This window comes from Streptomyces sp. NPDC017979, assembly GCF_044328175.1.
In the GTDB taxonomy this organism is placed as follows: domain Bacteria; phylum Actinomycetota; class Actinomycetes; order Streptomycetales; family Streptomycetaceae; genus Streptomyces.
In genome coordinates, this window is sequence record NZ_JBIRGU010000003.1 from 331,722 (window position 1) to 349,895 (window position 18,174).

Below are 18,174 nucleotides of genomic sequence, written 5' to 3' on the forward strand. Positions count from 1 at the left end.
GGTGTGCGCATGACCGACGCCACCGACTTTCCCGACGCCGTTGCCCTTCCCGACGCCGCTGACTTCGCGGGCGTCGTCGCCCTGACCGTACTGACCACGACCGACAGCGCCGCGAAGGCGGAGGAGTTGGCGCGGGGCGCGGTGGAGGCGCGGCTCGCGGCGTGCGCACAGATCTCCGCGCCGGTCACCTCCGTCTTCCACTGGCGGGACGCCGTGGAGACCACCCGGGAGTGGCAGGTGCTGTTCAAGACGGTGCCGCAACGGTACGCGGAACTGGAAGCCCATCTGATCGCCGCGCACGACTACGACACCCCGGAGGTGCTCGCGACCCCGGTCGTCGCGGGCGCCCCCGCGTACCTGACCTGGCTCACCTCCGAGACCACCCCCCGCACCTGACCCCCACCCGCGCCCCTCCGCGCCCCGGTGGTGCGTTCGTCGCGCAGTTCCGCGCCGGCAGCCCCTGACCCACCCGCTGTGCCCCTGCGGGTGCATCGGTCTCCGCGCCTCGGCGTGTGGCTTGTCGCGCAGTTCCGCCCCCTGTGCCCTGCGGCTTGGGGGATCCCAGCGCCCCTGAAACCCCACGCCCTTCGGGCGTAGGGGGGAGCGAGCCGAGATGGACAACCCGAAGGTGGCCGTCGAGGGCAGCGAATCAGGTGCGCGGGGAACTGCGCGCGTTCCGTCTACCGGGCCGCGGCGACCGATGCTCCCGCAGGGGTACGGCGGGTGGGTCAGGGGCGCTGGGGGTCCCCCATGCCCGCGGGGCACAGGGGGCGGAACTGCGCGGGTGCCCCATCACCGGGCCGCGGCGACCGATGCTCCCGCAGGGGTACGGCGGGTGGGTCAGGGGCGCTGGGGTCCCGCCCATGCCCGCGGGGCATCGGGGGCGGAACTGCGCGAACGGGCCCCACCGGCTTGCGGTGACCAACGCTCCCGCAGGGGGAAGGTCGGTTCGGCGGGGCCGGCCCGAAAAGGGGTCGGGCACGGAATTTCAGGCGCGGCCCAGGAGCGCCAGTAGCCTCGCCTGGTGGCTGTCACCCGGCGGCGGCTCGACCGGCGGCGCGAACAGGCCCGTCTTCGACAGGCCCGAGGCGTACGGAGTGACTTCGTCGAGCGCGAAGTTCACCAGTTCGTCCGGCAGCCGTTCGGGCGCCCCGATCGCCCGCGACAGATCCCACGCGTGCACCACCGCGTCCGTCGTCATCTGCGCGCAGTACGCGACGGCCGGGGTCTCCCCGTACGACAGCCACACGGTCCGCTCCAGCGCTCCCGGCGCGGCGAACGCCTTCCGCGCGGCGCGGGCCGCCGCGTCCCAGACGGCGCGCGGGTCCTTCCCGAGCACGTCGCCGTCGTACGCGTCGCCGACGTCGGCGGTGGTGGCGCCGTCGGTCACCAGGTCGGGCACCCAGAGCTGCTCGGCGGTGAGGTGGTTCACGAGGTCGCGCACGGACCACTCCGTGCAGGGCGTCGGCTCGCCCCACTGGTCGGGCCGCACGGCGTGGACGCGGTCGGTGAAGAGCGCAAGCGCCTCGGAGTGACGGTTGAGCAGGGTCGTCACGTCCTGTTCCAGGTGTGCCATGGGGCCACTGTCGCGCGCCGGGGGTGACGACGCGAGCGTGCGCCCGTTCGTCAGCGTGTCCGTGGCCAGGTGGCGCCGCGCCCGTTTCCGCCCGGCGCGACGGGCCCGCGACGTCAGTCCCCGGCCGACGCCAGTGCCTTGTGCACGCCCTTCTCCTGGGCGCCCAAGAAGCGTGGGTCCGGCTTGAGTGCCACGTCCAGCGCCGCCTTGCCCGCCGCCGCCAACTCCCGCGCACCGCCGTAGTACCAGGTCGCGTCGCGGCGCTCGCTGACCCCGACCCCGTACGCCTCGATGCCGGCCGACTCGCAGAGCGCGAGGGCGCGCCGGATGTGGAAGCCCTGGGTGACCAGGACCGCGCGGTCCACGCCGAAGATCTTCTTCGCCCGCACGCAGGAGTCCCAGGTGTCGAACCCGGCGTAGTCGCTGACGATGCGCCCGTCGGGCACACCGCGCTCGGTGAGGTACGACCGCATGGCGCTCGGCTCGTCGTACTCCGCCCGGCTGTTGTCCCCGGTGACCAGGACGACCTTGACCTTGCCCCGCTCGTACAGCTCGGCCGCCGCGTCCAGCCGGTGCGCCAGATACGGCGTGGGGCGGCCCTCCCACAGGCCGGCGCCGAAGACCACGGCCACGTCCTGCGCCGGGACCTCCGCGACCGTACGGATCCGGTCGTGGGCGGACAGGTGCATCCAGGTCGCCGGGGCGAGCGCGAGCACCGCCCCGAGCATCGCCGACTGCACCAGCCTGCGCTGGCCCCGTCGGGTGCGCGGCAGCCCGAAGCGCGGACGCCGCCCGGCGGACCTGCGCGTCCGCACCCGGATGGCTGCCACAGCAGCCCGCGCCGCCACCAGACTACGGAGGGGGCGAAGCTCGGGACCGAGGCGTCCGCGGGGTGCTGTCGGTCTCTTCATGCCTGGTCAGACGCTTGAACTGGCACTTTGGTTCTCTTTCGCCCGCATTCCGCCGCCCCGTCCTCCTTCCTGCTCCGTCCGGTCCGGCATGTCCGCCGGGTTCGTTGAGTTCGTTGAGTTCGCTGAGTGCGCTGAGCTCGTCGGGCCGGTCGGGTCGGTCGAGTCCGTCGGGGACCAGAGCGTCGGCAACAGGGACCGGGTCGCCGCCGTCGCGTACACCGACGCCGCGAGCCAGGCCGTGGCGAAGGCGTCCGGGTCGGCCGGCAGCAGTCTGCCGAGGCCGTCACGGCGGCGCTCGGCCGCCGCGCCCGCCAGGGCCCGTATGCACTCCGCGCCCGACGACAGACCCACCGCGCGGAGCCGGCGCGGCAGCTCGTCGTCCGCGGCGGCCGTGACGGCACGGCCGCCGGCGACCGTCCGGTCCACCGCGCGCCGCAACAGGTCGAGCTCCACCGGCAGCGCGGGATGGGCACCCACCGGCCCCGGGCCCGGGGTCGCCTGTCGGGTCTCCGCGGGCAGGTGGGAACGGTTCAGCCGGCGCAACCCGAGGTCCACCCGCATCGGCTCCCCGTCGTGCCCGCGCCAGGCCGCGGCCAGCGCCGCGACGCTGCCCGGCCGGTCGGCACTCACCCGGGCGATCAGCCGCAGCTCCAACCCGGGGCGGGAGGCGAGCAGCCGTACGTTCGCCGCGTACGGCAACTCGGCGCGCTCGTCCGGCGCCAGCAGACGCAGCAGCGGGCCGCCGGCGACCCGGAAGCCGCCGTGCGCCACCACCCCGGTGAGATGGAGCAGGTCGCCGCCGGCGGGCCGGGTCTCGGGCGGGCTGGCCAGCCAGTCCAGCGCCCGGGCCAACTGCTCGGCGGCCGGGCGCTGCCACAGCCCGTCGAGCGGCGGCTCGTGCCAGCGGGCGCCCGCGGTCGTCACGGACCGGATGCGCGAACCGCCGCCGACCCGGCCGTCCGGGGAGACCGTCGGACCGGTCAGGATCACCGCGCCCCCGTCGCCCCAGTCGCGCAGCGGCAGCGCGCAACCGCCCGGCACGGGGGTGCCCGCGGCCTGGAGCGCCCGCTCGGGCACGCCGGGCGCGACGTCCGCCACGGTGTGGACCACGCCTTCGGCGCTGACGCCGTAGCCCACCGCGCCCGCGTAACCCGACGCGGTGACGACGGGCTCGGTGAACAGCCCGTACAACCGCAGGGGCTTGGCCGGCTGGTACGCCCGGCGCGCGGGCGTCACCGCCTCGTCCGGCGACCTCAGCAACTCCAGCAGCCCGGCCAACTCGGCCGACAGCTCCGGCAGCCGGAAGCCGGGGTCCTGCGAACGTGCCTCGCCGAGCCGGCGGGCGATCCGCACGGCGGCGGCCGCCGGCAGGTGCAGCCCGGCGACCTTCGCCGAGTGCGCGGCGTGCAGCAGCCCGGCCCGGTGGACGGCGCCGGAGCCGGTGACCCCGGCGACGAGCACATCGGTGGCGGCGGTGCGCAGCGCGACCAGCGCGGTCGACTGGGCGGTGGTGAGGGTGACGCTGGCGGTGGCGCGGGACGTCGCACCGGCCGGTCCGGACGGGTCCGCGCTCACCGCGGGCGCTTCGTTCGCCGGCGCGGCGTCGGAAGAAGCACCGTCGGAAGAAGCGCCGTCGGAAGAAGCGCCGTCGGGCAGCGGGGCTTCCGGCAGCGGGGCTTCGGCGACCGCTTCGGCGAGCGGCGCACTCGACAGCACCGCCGCCCGGTGCAGACAGGCCGGCGCCAGCAGACAGCCGCACACCGCGTCCGCGGCGCGGGCCACCACGCCGTCGGTGAGCGTGAGCGTCACCGCCGTCTCCGCGTCCACCCGGATCCGTACGCCGTCGGGGACGGCCTCCACCGGCCAGCCGGCCACCTTCGCCGTCGCCCCGTCCACCCGCTTGCGCAGCCGGGCCGGCAACAGGTCGAGAGCGCCGGCCGCCACGTCCGCGGCCACCGGAGGCAGCGCACCGGCAGTGGACACCGAGGGCTGAGGGGTCGTCATCGGGCGCTACCTCCCACGCGTTCGCCGACCCAACGGGCCAGCTCCAGAGGGCTGAGTGCGGCGACCGGCATGCCCGCAGCCACCAGGCGGCCCGCCACACCCGTCGAGTACCGGGGCCGTCCCCCGTCGTCCAGCGAGGCGCAGCCGAGGACGTGACAGCCGGCGTCGACCAGCGCCCGCACCTCCGCGAGCAGCGGCCCGACCGGGCCGCCCTCCTCGAAGTCGCTGACCACGACCACCAGCGTCCGGGACGGGACCTTCACCATCGAACGGGCGTGCCGCAGGCCCCGCGCGATGTTCGTGCCGCCGCCGACCCGGACCTCCAACAACAGGCCCAACGGGTCGTCCACACGATCCGTGAGGTCCAGCACCTCGGTGGAGAACGCCAGGAAGTGCGTACTGACGGCGGGCACCCCGGCGAGGACCGAGGCGGTGAGCGCCGACCAGATCGTGGACGCCTCCATCGACCCCGACACGTCGACGACGAGCACCAGCCGCCAATCCGTCGACTTGCGCGCCCGGGTGCGGAACACCGGGCGCTCCGGGAGGACCGTCACCGCACCCGTCCGGGCGTCCCGGCGGGCCGTCGCCAGATTCGCCCGCACCGTCCGCGCCAGGTCCAGCGGTCCGCCCGGCCGGCTCGTCGGCCTCGGGTGGGTCAGACCGGTGAGCGCCGGCCGCAGCCGGTTCGCCAGGGCGGCCGTCAACTCCCGCACCAGCGCCGCGACCAGCGGGCGCAACCGGGCCAACTGGTGCTCCGGCATGCCGCCCGCGTACGAGAGCACCGTCCGCAGCAGGTCGACGGAGGGCTGCACGGACGCCGGGTCCAGTTCCAGGGCGGCATCGAGGCGGCCCGTGTCCGCGGCGGCGGCCAACACCTCCTCGCGGACGCCGGCGCCGAAGAGCGCTACCAACTCCTCCGACCACTCCCGCACCCCGGGGAACGACGGCCCGTCGCCCCCGCCGCTCCCCGCGAACTCCTCGTCGCTGAGGGAACCCTCGCCCTTGCCGCGGCCGTACAACTCGTCCAACGCCGTGGCGGTGCGCCGCGCCTGACCGCTCAGGCCCTGGCCGCGGCCGAGGAGCAGCCGCCACCGATCGCCGGGCGACAGGGCGCGGTCCGCGTCCGCAACGGCCGGCTTCTCGACCCGCGGGGCGGGTGCGGCGGTCTCCGCCTCGGCCGGTGCCTCCCCCACAGGGGCGCGTACGGTCAACCCGCGCGCCGCCAGGGCCTCCCGGCCCGACTGGTCCGCCAACGCCAGCAGGGCCAGTGCGGCCGGGTCCGTCACCGGCCCGGACAAGGTGCCCGCCGCCGTGCCCGTACGGTCCTCCACCACGGCGAGGAGCCGTGAACGAGCGGCGGGCGACAGCACGTCGAACCCGGCCCGCAGCGCCGGAAGGCGATCCAGGAAGGCCCGGTCCGAGAAGGACTCCACTCGCTCCACCAGCGGATCGAGCGCGCTACCGGTCTCCAGGAGCGGCCCCGCCCCCAGGAGCGCACCCCGCAGCACGTCCGTGAGCCGGGCCCGCAGCTCGCGGGAGGTCGCGCCGTCCGCCCGCGACGCCAGGCGCGCGCCGAACGCGGCGGCGTCCTGCTGCCCCAGCAGCACCCGGGCGGCCCCCGCGGCGCCCTTCATCAGCGCCGTGCCGTCCGACTCCAGCCGGGCCAGCGCGTCCACCAGCCGCAGCCCACCGCCGAGCCCGGCCGCCCGGTCCACCAGCGCGAGCAGGGCGTGGGCGTCCGACGGCTCGGTGGAGCCGGCGAGCCCGTCGAGCGCCCGCACCCCCGCCGCCGTCAGCTCCTCATACGCCCCCTCCACGGCCGGGCGCTCCCAGTCCGCGTCGATCCCCGGCACATGGCCGGACCTGATCCGCTCCAGGAGGGACATGCCGTCCAACAACTCAGGCAAGGTGCCCGTGGCGGGCAGCAGTTCGGCCAGCTCGGCGAGGCGCTGCGCCGCCAGCGACGGCAGCACGCAGCGCGTCGCCTCCGCCAGACCGCCGACTGCGTCGGCCGCCGTGGGCCCGCCGCCGCGGTGCTGCTCGGCGCTCCGACGGCGCAGCACTCCCTCCGCCGCCTGCTCCAGGGTCACCCCGTGCACCCCGGCCACGTCGAGCATCGCCGCGGTCGACGGCGACCAGGCCACGTGCCACCGCGTGGTCAGCGCGGACGCGTCGCCGACGGTGGCGACGGAGGACTCCTCCCCGTAAGGCACCCCGCAGACCACGAGCCGCCGCAGACCGATCTCCCGGCGCCGGTCGAGGTCGCTGCGCAACACGTCGAGCCGCAGCTCGCGGCGGTCGGACGCATCCGGCCCCGGCAGCTTCAACTCGGACAGCAGCGCCTCCACCGAAGGTCCGAGGCCCGAGCGCGGAGTGTCCGGCGCGAGCCGCCCCCTGCGGCTTCCGACGAGGACGTCCTCCATCGCCGCCGCCACGACCCGGCCGCGCCCCAACAACTTGCCCTGGGTGAGCACGGTCTGCACGGCCTCCGCCAACTCGCCGCGGCCGGCCGCCGGCAGCCCGCGCAGCGTCGCCAGGTCCCGGGCCACGCGCACCACCTCGCGGGCGTCGGCCGGCCCGCTGGGATGCCCCGCGGCCCGTACGGCGGCGCAGATCCGCACCGCCGTCGCCGTCAGCAACTCGTCCATCCGCGCCGGATCGCCCCCGGCCCGGAACACCCCCTCCTGCCACTCCGGATCCCGGATGCCGGCCGGATAGCCCGACCGCTCGTCGAGCAGCGGATACGCGTACGGCACCAGGGAGGTGACGACCTCCACCGATGCACCAGCCTCCGTCACGGGGGCTGCCACCGGCTCCGCGGCGGAGGCGCCCACCAGGGCGGGCGCGTGGAACGCCCCGATCACCGCCGCCGCACGCCGCTCCCCGCGCTTGGCGAGCCGCCGCCGCATGTGGGCCTCCCGCCGCAGGTCGTACGGGTCGACCCCACCGGGCGGCGTCAGCTCGTCCTCGCGCAGCGCCCAGCCGACGAGCAGCGCGGCGCGCCGCAGCGCCTCGGGCGCGCAACCGGGGGCGGCCGCCTCGACCAACCTCTCCCACAGGTCGTCACCGGGGCGGCCCCCGGCCCGGGCGCGCAGCGCCGCCGCGAACCCGGGCCCGGGACCTGCCTCTGCCTCGTCCGGCCCGTCGCCGGGCAGGGCCTCACCCCGGTGGCCGTCCGAGCCGTGCCGGGCCGCGAGCGGCAGGTCGAAGGGGACGACCTCCACCCCGGCCGCCCGCGCCCACCGGATCGCCGCCAACTCCGGCGAGAACTCGGCGAACGGCAGGAACACCAGGTCAGCGCCGCTGCCCGCGAGCGCGACCGGCGGCACCGTCCGCGGGTCCGCCAGGTGCCCGAGCCAGGGCGCGAACTCCTCCGGCAGCTCCACGAACACCACCTCGGGCGCGGCCTGCTCCAACAGGGCCGGCACGGCCGCCGCCAGCGCGGGGGAGTGGTGCCGCACCCCGATCAGATACGGCTCCCGACACCCCGCGAGCACGTCCGCCGCCTCGGTCGGCGACCAGCCCCCGGCCACAGCGCCGGAGGGCTCCGCCGCCGGGTCACCCGAGGCCATCGCGCAACTCCCACAGCGTCCGCCACAGCGGCGCACCGCTCTCCGCCCGACGCCGCACCGGCCCGTCCCAGTAGCCGAGGAGCCGGGCGTGGTCGGCGGGGTCGTCCTTGCGGACGGTGCCCAGCAGATGGCCGGGCAGGGTGCGCACCACGTCCCGGCCGTCGCCGAGGTACGCCGCACCCAGCCCCATCGCCGTGGCCACGTGCACGGCCTCCGCGGTCGACATCACCGTCGACGGCCGCTCCACTTCCCAGCCCTCCGCGCTGCGCCCGGAACGCAAGTCCCGAAACGCCGTGACCAGCGCCTCCAGGACCGCGTCGTCCACCCCGAACGCCGCACCCGAACGCGTCAGCGCGGCCGTGGCCTGCGCCCGGACGAGCGCGGTCTCCGCGTCCAGGTCGTCGATCGGGCCGACCTCTTCGAAGTTGAACCGGCGCTTCAGGGCCGCGGACATCTCGGAGACGCCCTTGTCGCGCAGGTTCGCCGTGGCGATGAGGGTGAACCCGGGGGCCGCGTGCACCGTGCCCTCCGCCGCCCCGTCACCCGCCAGCTCCGGCACGGCCATCCGCCGCTCCGACAGCAGGGACACCAGGGCGTCCTGCACCTCCGGCAGACAGCGGGTGACCTCCTCGATCCGGGCGACCGCGCCGGTGGTCATCGCGGTGAGGACGGGGGAGGGCACGAGGGCGGCGCGGCTGGGGCCCTGCGCCAGCAGCATCGCGTAGTTCCAGCCGTAGCGGAGCTGGTCCTCCGTGGTGCCCGCGGTGCCCTGCACCGTGAGCGTGCTCGTACCGCACACGGCGGCGGACAGCAGCTCCGACAGCATCGACTTCGCCGTGCCCGGCTCGCCGACGAGCAACAGCCCCCGCTCGCCGGCGAGCGTCACCACGCACCGCTCCACCAGCGCGCGATCGCCCACGAACTTCCGCGCCACCACCAACTGGCGCCCGTCCGCCGCCCGCAGCGGCTCGTCCCCCGAACCGCAGACGAAGAGCACCACCGCGCGGGGCGTCATCCGCCAGCCCGGCGGCCTCGGCCCGTCGTCGTACCCGGCGAGGAACGCCAGCTCCTGCGCGTACCGGTCCTCCGGCAGCTCCATCTGCCGGGCCCCCGGCTGCGGCTCCTGCGACGGGCGCGCCGATCCCGCCCCGTTCCCGTTCTCGTACCCGCTCATCGCGAACCTCCCCTGGACTTGCGCCCCTTGAACTCCTCGAACCCGGGCGGATCCCCGGCCACCACCCGTTGCCACGCCGCCGCGTACAGCGCCGCCACTGCCACCTCCGGCACCACGAACTCCGCGCCCTGCCAGGGCAGCAGCGTCGTCTTCCACGTCTCGACGGGGAGCTTCGGCGCCTTCGCCTCCAGCCAGCCGCCCGGCAGGAAGAGCGAGCGGCCGGCCCGCGCCCGCTTCGCCTCCACCACCAGGTCCGTGGCCGCCAACTCGGCGCGGGCCTTCTTCAACCGGGCCGGCTTCCAACCGGTCCATTCCGCCTGGTTGCGGTCCGTGGGGTCGGGCAGCGCCAACAGCATCAGATACAGGGCCGCCGCGTCTTCGCCGAGCCCCAGCTCCTGCACGGCGGCCCCCACCAGCTCCGGTGCACCGATCGCCGGGCACTGGGCCGCTCCCGGCGCGCCGTCGGCCGTCACCAGGGCCTCGAACTCCGGGCTGAGCAGCGCCCGCAGCGCCATCAGTTGCTGCCGCTCGCCCGCGGTCCCCAACAGCAACTGCACCGCGGGGTGGTCGGCGCCGGGAGCCGCATCGGCCGCCGCCATCAGCGCAGCCGGGCGCACCCACACGTCCTCCCAGCCCGAGTAGTACTGCTTCGGCGACAGGACCAGCGCATCGCCCAGCTCGACGAATCCCTTGGCGTCCTCGGGCCGCGCCCCGACGCCGTGCGCATCGCGCAGCCGCTTCGACGTCGCATTGCCCTCGGCGTCCCAGTCCACGGCGAGGTGGAGCAGCAGCCCGGGGTCGCGCAGCCGCTCCCGCAGCATCCGCAGGGCTACGGGCAGCACCTCCCGCAGCGGATCGCCGAACGGCAGCCGGTACGCCAGCCAGCGCAGCGTGGTGACGTACGCACCCAAGTCCGCGCCCGTGAGCAACTTGTCGCGCTCCACCGGGACGAGGGCCTCGTCCTTGTCGAGCTTCTGCTCGGTGCGGCCGATCAGCTCCGGCTGCACCTCCGGGTTCAACGTGCGGTCCAGCAGCGAGGCGGGCCCCAGCTCCGCCACCGCCCGACCCGTCAGCCACGGGGGCACCGTCCGCTGCTTGCCGCGCGCCGCCACCCACGCCGAGGCCAGCGCATCCGTGTCCAGTCCGGCCCGCCACAGCTCGTCGACCCGCTCCGGCTCCAGCGGCAGCAACAGGCTCGTGTAGTGCTGTCGTTCGCGAGGGGCCAGTCCGTTCAGGACGCCCCGCGCCGCCTTGGCGTCGGCCGACTTCAGCCCCAGCGGCGCCAGGTACTCCGCGGACAGCAGTCCGTCGCGGCCCGAGTCGGTGATCCCCGGCAGGCCCAGCGTCAGCAGCGCGCCCACCGCCGGATTCGTCCCCGTCGCCGTGGCGAACCGCTCGATCGGCTCGGTCAGGTACGGCAGCGGCCCCTGCTCGCGGACCGCGGCCACCATCCGGCCCACGGCGTCCGCCCGCAGCGGGTCGTCCGGCGCCCCCAACACGTCGGACTCGACGACGGCGAAGCCGTCCCACGCCCCGAACGCTCCGGTCGGGTCGTATTCGAGGCAGTGCCAGTGCGCCAGGTCGTCCCCCGCGTAGCGGCGGTCCAGGAAGACCAGCCGGCGCGCCCCGTCCTGCTGCACCTCGCCGAGCATCTTGGTGAACGTGCCGGACTTGAGCGCCTTGAGGTGCACCGTCCGCAGCCGCCCGCGCGGATCGACGAGGACGGCGTCCCCCTCCGCCCGGACCTTCAGCACCGCGTCCAACAGCTCCAACAGGCCCGCCCGTTCGCCGGCGGGAAGCTGCGGGGCGCCCGCGCGCACGGCGGCGGCGACGACACCGGGGCCCACGAGGGTCAGCCAGCCGACATGGGTGTCGAACACCTCTTCGCCGCCGGCCTCCTCGCCGCCCAGCGTCCTGCGCACCAGGTCGACCTGGGTCATGGCGGTCGCGGTCCGGTCGTCGCCGGAGTAGTACCTGTACACGCGGCCGGTGTCGACGAGACCGTCCAGCGCCTTCTGCAACAGCCCGTCGAAGGCGTGCTCGGTCCTGGCGGCCGCGGACGGGGCGGCGGACTGCGCCTGGCGCCCCTTTTCGGCCCGCTCGGCGAGTTCGGTGACCCGGCGCGCGAACTTCGCCGACTGCTCCACGAAGGAGGCCACTCCGGCCACCAGGCCCGGGTGGCTGACCAGCGGAAGCAGTTCGCGCACGGCGTCCTGCGCAGGTGCACCGCCCACCACGGCGGCCACCAGCTTCCCGGCCTCCGCGTCGGTCACCTCCCGCAGCGCCGCAGACCCGGCCTCGTCCCGCGGACGCAGCGCGTGCCAGTACGCGACGGGCGGCACGGCCGTGGTGCCGGCCGCGTAGGCGCCGCCCCAGGAGCCCTCGACGACGCTGGACAGCAACAACCCCTGGTCGTCGCGGAACTCGATATGGGTGCGCTGGCCACGGGTCTCCAGCGGATGCAGCGCGGCGCCCGCGGGCAGCCGCATCGGCGGCATCGGCACGGCTTCCGTGCGGTACGAGAAGCGGGTCGACCTCTTCGTGACGGCCGCAGACGTGCTGCTGCCGTCCACGGAGCAGGCGGTGGCCGTGCCGGAGTTCGGCTCCGACCGTACCCACCAGCCGAGGAGGCCGTCCCGGGTGCCGAACGGGGAGCCCTCGAAGCCCGAAGGCACCGGCAGCAACCGGCAGTACTGCTCCATCAACGACCCGCCGGTGCCCAGCGCCGAGTCGAAGAACGACGGCACCGACACCCGGCCGCGGCGGGCCGTCTCCGGGTCGTAGTCCCACCACTGGCCCTCGTGGAACACCCACAGCGACACCCCGTCGAAGGCGATCGCGCGCCACTCCTGCGCGAACGACGTGTCCCCGGGGGAGATGGGGCGGGCGCCGAACGTCCGGCTGCCGTCGGCGAGCTCCAACGACGGGTGCTGATAGGAGACGTAGCGGTCCGTCACCATGCCGTCCGGGGCGAACACCTCTGCCGGCCGGCCCGACCAGCGGGCCCTGCGGTCGTCGCCCACGCCACTGACGGTCAGCCACTGGCCGCCGATGTGGCGCACGTCAGGGGTGTCCCAGCCGTACTTCTTGCTCGACGGCAGCGAGATCGTCAGCCGGTCGACCACCTTCTCGGCGCCGACCAGGACGGCCTGCATCCCCAGCCGGACGATCAGCCCGGGCCAGGCGTCCATCATCCGGTACCAGTCGTCGCGGTGTCCGTGGCCGGTGTGCTCGTCCGGGGGAGCCGGGGCGCCCAGCTCCGCGACGGCCTCCTCCAACGCCGGCCAGCCCAACTCGTCCCACACGCCGGCCCGCAGGGTGCGCCCGAGCGCCGCTGCCGGGGAGAACGAACCGATCCGGGCCAGGGCCTGCGGAGCGGTCGCCAACACGGGGGCGTGGGCGAACGGGAGGAGCCGCTGCAACAGTTCCTCGATGCCCGGCAGGCCGATCGGCTCGGCCAACTCGTCCGCCCGGTCGTCGAACCACCCCACCAGCACCGTGCGCAGCACGGGATGGTCCGCGATCTGCTGGAGCCGGGCGGTCGAGCTGCGGCCCCGCGTCAGATTCTCCAGACCGGCACGGAGCAACGGGGCGAACCGCGGATCCGCGGCCAGCGCCGCCAGGTCCCGGCGCCCGGCCTCCGCACCGGTGAGCCAGCTCTCCAGGTCCAGGGACTCCACGTCGTCACCCGGCGGCGCGACCGGCACACCGAGGGCCAGGCACAGGTCGAGGACGTCCAGGTCGACGCTGACGCGCCAGCCCGAGCGCACCAGCCGCACCGGGACGCCGTCCGCCACCAGCCGGTCCGCCAGCCCTTCCACCAGCACGAGTTCGTCAGCGATGCGGGCCGTCGCCTGCCAGCCCCGCTGCCGGTGCTCGGCCCACGCGGACAGCCACTGCGCCGCCGGTACCGTCCCGTCCAGGAGCAGGTCCACCGCGCCGCACGTCTTCAGCAGCGCCAGCCACGACGCGTCGAACGTCTCCGGGCTGTCACCGCCCGTCTGCGGCAGCAGCGCCAGCAGCCGCCGGCGCACGGCTTCGTCCTCGGCGGCCAGCACCTTCAGCGCCGGCAGCGCCGACCGCCAGAACCCGCCCGCCGCGCGGTTCACCGCGTCGGTGTCGACGATCTCCTTCACCAGGGAGCGCTCCACGGTCAGCGCGTCGTGACCCGCTGCCTTCGCCAGCCGCCGCAGGTCCTCCAGCATCCCGGCGTACGGGGTGAGCCCGGAGGCACAGCGCTGCGAACAGACCGTGCGGAACTCCTCGAACGCCCGCTCCGCGGGAAGGCGCTCCGCCAGCCCCTTCGCGTACTCCCGCAGCACCTTGCCGCTCAGCGCGCCCGCCCCGGCGAACTCCAGGAAGACCTCCCGCAGCCGCTCCTCGTCCACGGGCAGCGCGTGCCGCTGCTCGGCGGCGCGCGCCTTGCCGAAGAACGTGGACGCCGTCTGCTGCGCCTCCGCCGCCAGGAACAGCCGCGCCACCTGCTCGTAGTACGTCGGCAGGAACTGCGGTACGGAACGGTCCAGCCGGCTCCCGATCTCGTCGAAGCCGTCCTTCGCCTGTCCCGGCTTGGTCGGCACGAGCCGGGTCAGCCGCTCCATCTCCTTCACCACGGCCAGGGCGTGGTGCCCGTTCTTCGGGTCGTGGACCAGGGCCCAGGCGGGGAAGCCCAGCGACTGCCGGCGCACCCGGCCCACCGGCTCCGTGCCGGTGGGCTCGAAGCCCAGGTACTCCAGCGCGAGGTCTTCGGCGGGGCCGATCGACTCCGGCACCAGCCGCACCACGGTGCGCCCCTCCAGGGCCGGGTGGACGAACGACCGGGCCGTCAGGACGTCGCCGGCACCGCCCTCTCCCGCCCCCGGGTCCGCCGACCTCCCGGCCCGGGATCTCGCCGCGCCCCGCGGCGCCTTGGCGTCCGGTGTGCCCCCGCCGGCCCCGGCGTCGAGCGGCAGCACCGCACCCGCCGCCAGCAGCGCGCTGTCCACCCGCTCCGTCCGGTCCACTGTCCTGCCCCCTGTCGCGTCCATGGCTTCCCCCACCGTCGCCCCCTGCTGCCCGTCGTCCGTGCCCGTCGCCCCGCTCACCGCAGCGCCTCTTCCTCGTCCTCGACCACGCGGCCGGCGTAGATCAACGCTGCCATCCGCACGCCCTCGGACCAGGCGACCGGCCCCACCTCGGCGAGCGGCACGCGGCCCCCGCCCTCGCCGAGCCACGTCAGCCCGCCCGTCATCGCCTCCGCGTCCGGATAGTCCGCACCGAGCCAGTACGCCGCCTCCAGCGGCCGGCCGTCCTCCACCAGCGGGCACACCGCCCGGCCGTCCCGCACCCGGTACCCCAAGGTGGCCGCGCGTGCGGTGGCGTGCCGCAACTGCTGGAACCGACCGTTCTGATACGTCTCGCAGACGTCGCCGGAGATCGTCTCCGGGCGCCGCCACACTTCGCGGAACAACTGCTCGACCTGCTGCTCCACGCCCAGCTCGACCGCGAACTCCCGCAGGTCCTCCAGGTCGTCCAGGAGCACGGGATGCGGCACCAGCACCATGGCGCAATCCAGTCGGACCGAGTCACCGTCGAGGTCGACGATGCCCAGCCCCCGGGCCCCGTCCGCGTCCCGCAGGAAACCCGCCCGCGCCATGTCCGCCGACCCGTCGTCCCCCACCGGGGCGACCACCAGGTCCCGCAGCGCCCGCTGCCATCCGGCGTCCGGCCAGACCCGGGCGAGCACCGCGACCGGCACCGGCAACGAGCGCACCAGCCAGGCGTCCACCTGCTCCCGGCACTCGCGCTCATGGCGCTGCAACCACTCCGACAACTGACGCAGCTGCACGACGACGGAGTCGTCCTTCAGCTTCGGCGGCACCTGCTTCAGCTGCCGCCCCGCCGCGTTCCTGCACAGCACTTCGCTGCCGTCCAGCGACACGGTGTAACCACCGCTCTGTGTCTCGATCCAGCCCATGGCGAGACCGCCTCCCCGACGCTTTCGGTTTCGATGACGATCACAGTAGGAGCACCCTGTGACAGTCGCTTGAGCCTGTGGATAACCCAGGTCCCGGGCGCTTGCCGACCGGACGGGCGGACAGCCTTTCGAGCCGGTTACCTTCGGTGCATGGAAGGTACGACCAGCACACCCGCCGGCCCCGCAGCCCGAGGCCCACATTCGTACGACAAGCGCACCTATTCCGAGGGGGCTCCGGGCGCCGACCACGACGCCTACGACGAAGCGGCCACCGCCCGCTTCGCCCCCGAACCCGACAAGCGCCCCGGCCGCACCGCCTTCCAACGCGACCGCGCCCGCGTGCTGCACTCCGCCGCACTGCGCCGCCTCGCCGGCAAGACCCAGGTCGTCACCCCCGGCACCCGCAACGAAGCCTGGGACGCCAGCCCCCGCACCCGGCTCACCCACTCCCTCGAATGCGCCCAGGTCGGCCGGGAACTCGGCGCCGCGCTCGGCTGCGACCCCGACCTCGTCGAAGCCGCCTGCCTCGCCCACGACCTCGGCCACCCGCCCTTCGGACACAACGGCGAGGTCGCCCTCAACGAGGTCGCCCAAGGCTGCGGCGGCTTCGAGGGCAACGCGCAGTCCCTGCGCCTGCTCACCCGCATCGAACCCAAGCGCTTCACCCATCCGGCCGCCGGGGACCCGGTCAGCGTCGGCCTCAACCTCACCCGCGCCGCCCTCGACGCCGCCACCAAGTACCCCTGGCCCCGCGGCGGGCACCCCACCGACCCGGACTCGGCGAAGTTCGGGGTGTACGAGGACGACCTGCCGGTCTTCGCCTGGGTGCGCGAGGGAGCGCCCGCACACCGCAAGTGCTTCGAGGCCCAGGTCATGGACTGGTCCGACGACGTCGCCTACTCCGTCCACGACTTCGAGGACGGCCTGCACGCCGGCCACATCGATCCCGCGCTCCTGCGCGACGACTCCGAGCGCGCCGAGATCTGGCGCGTCGCCGTCGGCCGCTACGTACCCGACGACACCGACCCCGAGGAACTGGCCGCAGCCCTGGACCGCCTCATCGCCCAGGAGTGGTGGCCCCACCAGTACGACGGCTCCGCCGTGGCACAGGCCCGCCTCAAGGACGCCACCAGTCAGCTCATCGGCCGCTTCTGCCTCGCCGCCGAGGGCGCCACCCGCAGCGCCTACGGCACCGGACCGCTCACCCGCTACGCAGCCGAGCTGGTCGTCCCCCGCGCCGCCCGGCACGAGTGCGCGGTCCTCAAGGCCGTCGCGCACCGCTACGTGATGCAGCGGGCCGAACAGAAGACGCTCAGGGCCGATCAGCGGATCCTGCTGGCGGAACTGGCGGAGGCGATCACCAGCCGTGCACCGGACAGCCTCGACCCCCAGTTCCGCGCCCTGTTCCTCGCGGCCCCGGACGACCGGGCGCGCGGTCGGGTGATTGTGGATCAGCTCGCGTCGCTCACCGACGCCTCCGCCCGCACCCTCCACGCCCAGCTCACGGCGCGCCGCTGAGCCCCTACGGGGCTCGTGGGCGGGGGCGCGGACGAGACACGCCAGACGCACTCCCTCTTCCGCCATCACGCTCCGTGCGGGACGCTCGCTGGAGGCTGCGCAGCACGGAACGGGACGGGCTCCGCACAAGCACGAAGCACGAAGGAGGCATCAAGTGGTCGACGGGCATCGCACATTCGTCATCGTCGGCGGTGGTCTCGCCGGGGCCAAGGCCGCCGAGACCCTGCGTGCCGAGGGATTCACCGGACGCGTGATCCTCATCGGCGACGAAGGCGAGCACCCCTACGAACGGCCTCCGCTGTCCAAGGGATACCTCCAGGGCAAGGAGAGCCGCGACAGCGTCTTCGTCCACGAGCCGGGCTGGTACGCCCAGGCCGACGTGGAACTCCACCTGGGGCAGAGCGTCGTAGCCGTCGATCGCGCGGGCAAGTCCGTACGCCTCGGCGACGGCACCGTCCTGCACTACGACAAGCTCCTGCTCGCCACCGGCGCGGAGCCCCGGCGCCTGGACGTCCCCGGCACCGGCCTGGCCGGCGTCCACCACCTGCGCCGGCTCGCCCACGCCGAGCGGCTGCGGCAGATGCTCACCGCGCTCGGCCGGGAGAACGGCCAACTCGTCGTCGCCGGCGCGGGCTGGATCGGCCTTGAGGTCGCCGCGGCGGCCCGCGGATACGGCGCCGAAGTGACCATCGTCGAGCCCGAGCCCACCGCGCTGCACCAGGTCATCGGCCCCGAGCTGGGTGCGATCTTCACCGAACTCCACCGCGACCACGGGGTCCGCTTCCACTTCGGCGCTCGCCTCACCGAGATCACCGGTCAGGACGGCATGGTGCTCGCGGTCCGCACCGACGACGGCGAGGAGCACCCCGCGCACGCCGTGCTCGCCGCCATCGGCGCCGCCCCCCGCACCGGGCTCGCCGAAGCCGCCGGCCTCGCGCTCGCCGACCGGGCGCACGGCGGCGGCATCGCCGTCGACGCGTCCCTGCGCACCTCCGACCCCGACGTGTACGCCGCGGGCGACGTCGCATCGGCCCACCACCCCCTCCTCGACACCGCGCTGCGCGTGGAGCACTGGGCGAACGCGCTCAACGGCGGCCCGGCGGCCGCCCGCGCCATGCTCGGCCAGGAGGTGTCGTACGACCGCGTCCCGTACTTCTTCTCCGACCAGTACGACCTCGGCATGGAGTACTCCGGCTGGGCGCCGGCCGGCACGTACGACCAGGTCGTCCTGCGCGGGGACGCCGGCCGACGGGAGTTCATCGCGTTCTGGTTGAAGGACCGGCGCGTGCTGGCGGGCATGAACGTGAACGTGTGGGACGTGACGGAGCAGATCCAGGCGCTGATCCGCTCCGGCGCGACGGTGGACCCCGAAGCCCTGAGCGACCCGTCCGTGCCGCTGGCCGCGCTCGTCCAGCAGCCCACCCCCTGACCCCGCCCCGCGAACGGGCCGAACCCGCGGT

10 protein-coding genes are annotated in these 18,174 nt (G+C 74.9%); 3 read left to right on the forward strand and 7 right to left on the reverse strand.

The genetic code is table 11. From position 1 onward, the window contains the following. Window positions 1-9 precede the first annotated feature (9 nt). Window positions 10-396 carry a divalent-cation tolerance protein CutA gene (gene cutA / locus ACH4E8_RS11020; protein WP_398446597.1) on the forward strand — a complete coding sequence of 129 codons (387 nt, stop codon included), beginning with the start codon at window positions 10-12 and terminating at the stop codon, window positions 394-396. A 592-nt stretch (window positions 397-988) separates the two neighbouring features. Here cutA and ACH4E8_RS11025 read toward each other — a convergent pair. From ACH4E8_RS11025 to ACH4E8_RS11055, 7 genes are all read right to left on the reverse strand, one after another. Beyond that, window positions 989-1,576, reverse strand: a complete 588-nt coding sequence (locus ACH4E8_RS11025; RefSeq protein ID WP_398446599.1) for a TIGR03086 family metal-binding protein — start codon at window positions 1,574-1,576, stop codon at window positions 989-991. 113 nt (window positions 1,577-1,689) lie between these two features. Further along, window positions 1,690-2,406, reverse strand: a complete 717-nt coding sequence (locus ACH4E8_RS11030) for a vancomycin high temperature exclusion protein (RefSeq protein ID WP_398446601.1) — start codon at window positions 2,404-2,406, stop codon at window positions 1,690-1,692. Between the two features lie 87 nt (window positions 2,407-2,493). Continuing rightward, on the reverse strand, window positions 2,494-4,491 hold the full coding sequence (locus ACH4E8_RS11035; protein ID WP_398446603.1) for a hypothetical protein: 1,998 nt from the start codon (window positions 4,489-4,491) through the stop codon (window positions 2,494-2,496). Continuing rightward, the gene (locus ACH4E8_RS11040; RefSeq protein ID WP_398446605.1) at window positions 4,488-8,066 is read right to left on the reverse strand and encodes a DUF5682 family protein; all 3,579 of its coding nucleotides are present in this window, start codon (window positions 8,064-8,066) and stop codon (window positions 4,488-4,490) included. Before ACH4E8_RS11040 ends, ACH4E8_RS11035 begins: the two co-directional genes overlap by 4 nt. Then, window positions 8,053-9,240 carry an AAA family ATPase gene (locus tag ACH4E8_RS11045; protein ID WP_398446607.1) on the reverse strand — a complete coding sequence of 396 codons (1,188 nt, stop codon included), beginning with the start codon at window positions 9,238-9,240 and terminating at the stop codon, window positions 8,053-8,055. Before ACH4E8_RS11045 ends, ACH4E8_RS11040 begins: the two co-directional genes overlap by 14 nt. Continuing rightward, on the reverse strand, window positions 9,237-14,324 hold the full coding sequence (locus ACH4E8_RS11050) for a hypothetical protein (RefSeq protein WP_398446609.1): 5,088 nt from the start codon (window positions 14,322-14,324) through the stop codon (window positions 9,237-9,239). The genes ACH4E8_RS11045 and ACH4E8_RS11050 overlap by 4 nt, the downstream gene beginning before the upstream one ends. After that, a complete protein-coding gene (locus tag ACH4E8_RS11055; RefSeq protein WP_398446611.1) occupies window positions 14,321-15,196 on the reverse strand; it encodes a DUF4132 domain-containing protein in 876 nt (291 codons plus the stop codon). The genes ACH4E8_RS11050 and ACH4E8_RS11055 overlap by 4 nt, the downstream gene beginning before the upstream one ends. Before the next feature lie 150 nt (window positions 15,197-15,346). On the opposite strand from ACH4E8_RS11055, the gene ACH4E8_RS11060 reads away from it, so the two are divergent. Continuing rightward, window positions 15,347-16,714, forward strand: a complete 1,368-nt coding sequence (locus ACH4E8_RS11060; RefSeq protein WP_398446613.1) for a deoxyguanosinetriphosphate triphosphohydrolase — start codon at window positions 15,347-15,349, stop codon at window positions 16,712-16,714. A gap of 154 nt (window positions 16,715-16,868) precedes the next feature. Continuing rightward, window positions 16,869-18,143 carry an NAD(P)/FAD-dependent oxidoreductase gene (locus tag ACH4E8_RS11065; protein ID WP_398446615.1) on the forward strand — a complete coding sequence of 425 codons (1,275 nt, stop codon included), beginning with the start codon at window positions 16,869-16,871 and terminating at the stop codon, window positions 18,141-18,143. Window positions 18,144-18,174: the final 31 nt, after the last annotated feature.

Excerpts from the sequence above, each read along its gene's own strand:
- ACH4E8_RS11040 (WP_398446605.1), bottom strand. The coding sequence starts at position 8,066 with ATGGCCTCGGGTGACCCGGCGGCGGAGCCCTCCGGCGCTGTGGCCGGG.
- ACH4E8_RS11060 (WP_398446613.1), top strand. The coding sequence starts at position 15,347 with ATGGAAGGTACGACCAGCACACCCGCCGGCCCCGCAGCCCGAGGCCCA.
- ACH4E8_RS11035 (WP_398446603.1), bottom strand. The coding sequence starts at position 4,491 with ATGACGACCCCTCAGCCCTCGGTGTCCACTGCCGGTGCGCTGCCTCCG.
- ACH4E8_RS11055 (WP_398446611.1), bottom strand. The coding sequence starts at position 15,196 with ATGGGCTGGATCGAGACACAGAGCGGTGGTTACACCGTGTCGCTGGAC.
- ACH4E8_RS11045 (WP_398446607.1), bottom strand. The coding sequence starts at position 9,240 with ATGAGCGGGTACGAGAACGGGAACGGGGCGGGATCGGCGCGCCCGTCG.
- ACH4E8_RS11025 (WP_398446599.1), bottom strand. The coding sequence starts at position 1,576 with ATGGCACACCTGGAACAGGACGTGACGACCCTGCTCAACCGTCACTCC.
- cutA (WP_398446597.1), top strand. The coding sequence starts at position 10 with ATGACCGACGCCACCGACTTTCCCGACGCCGTTGCCCTTCCCGACGCC.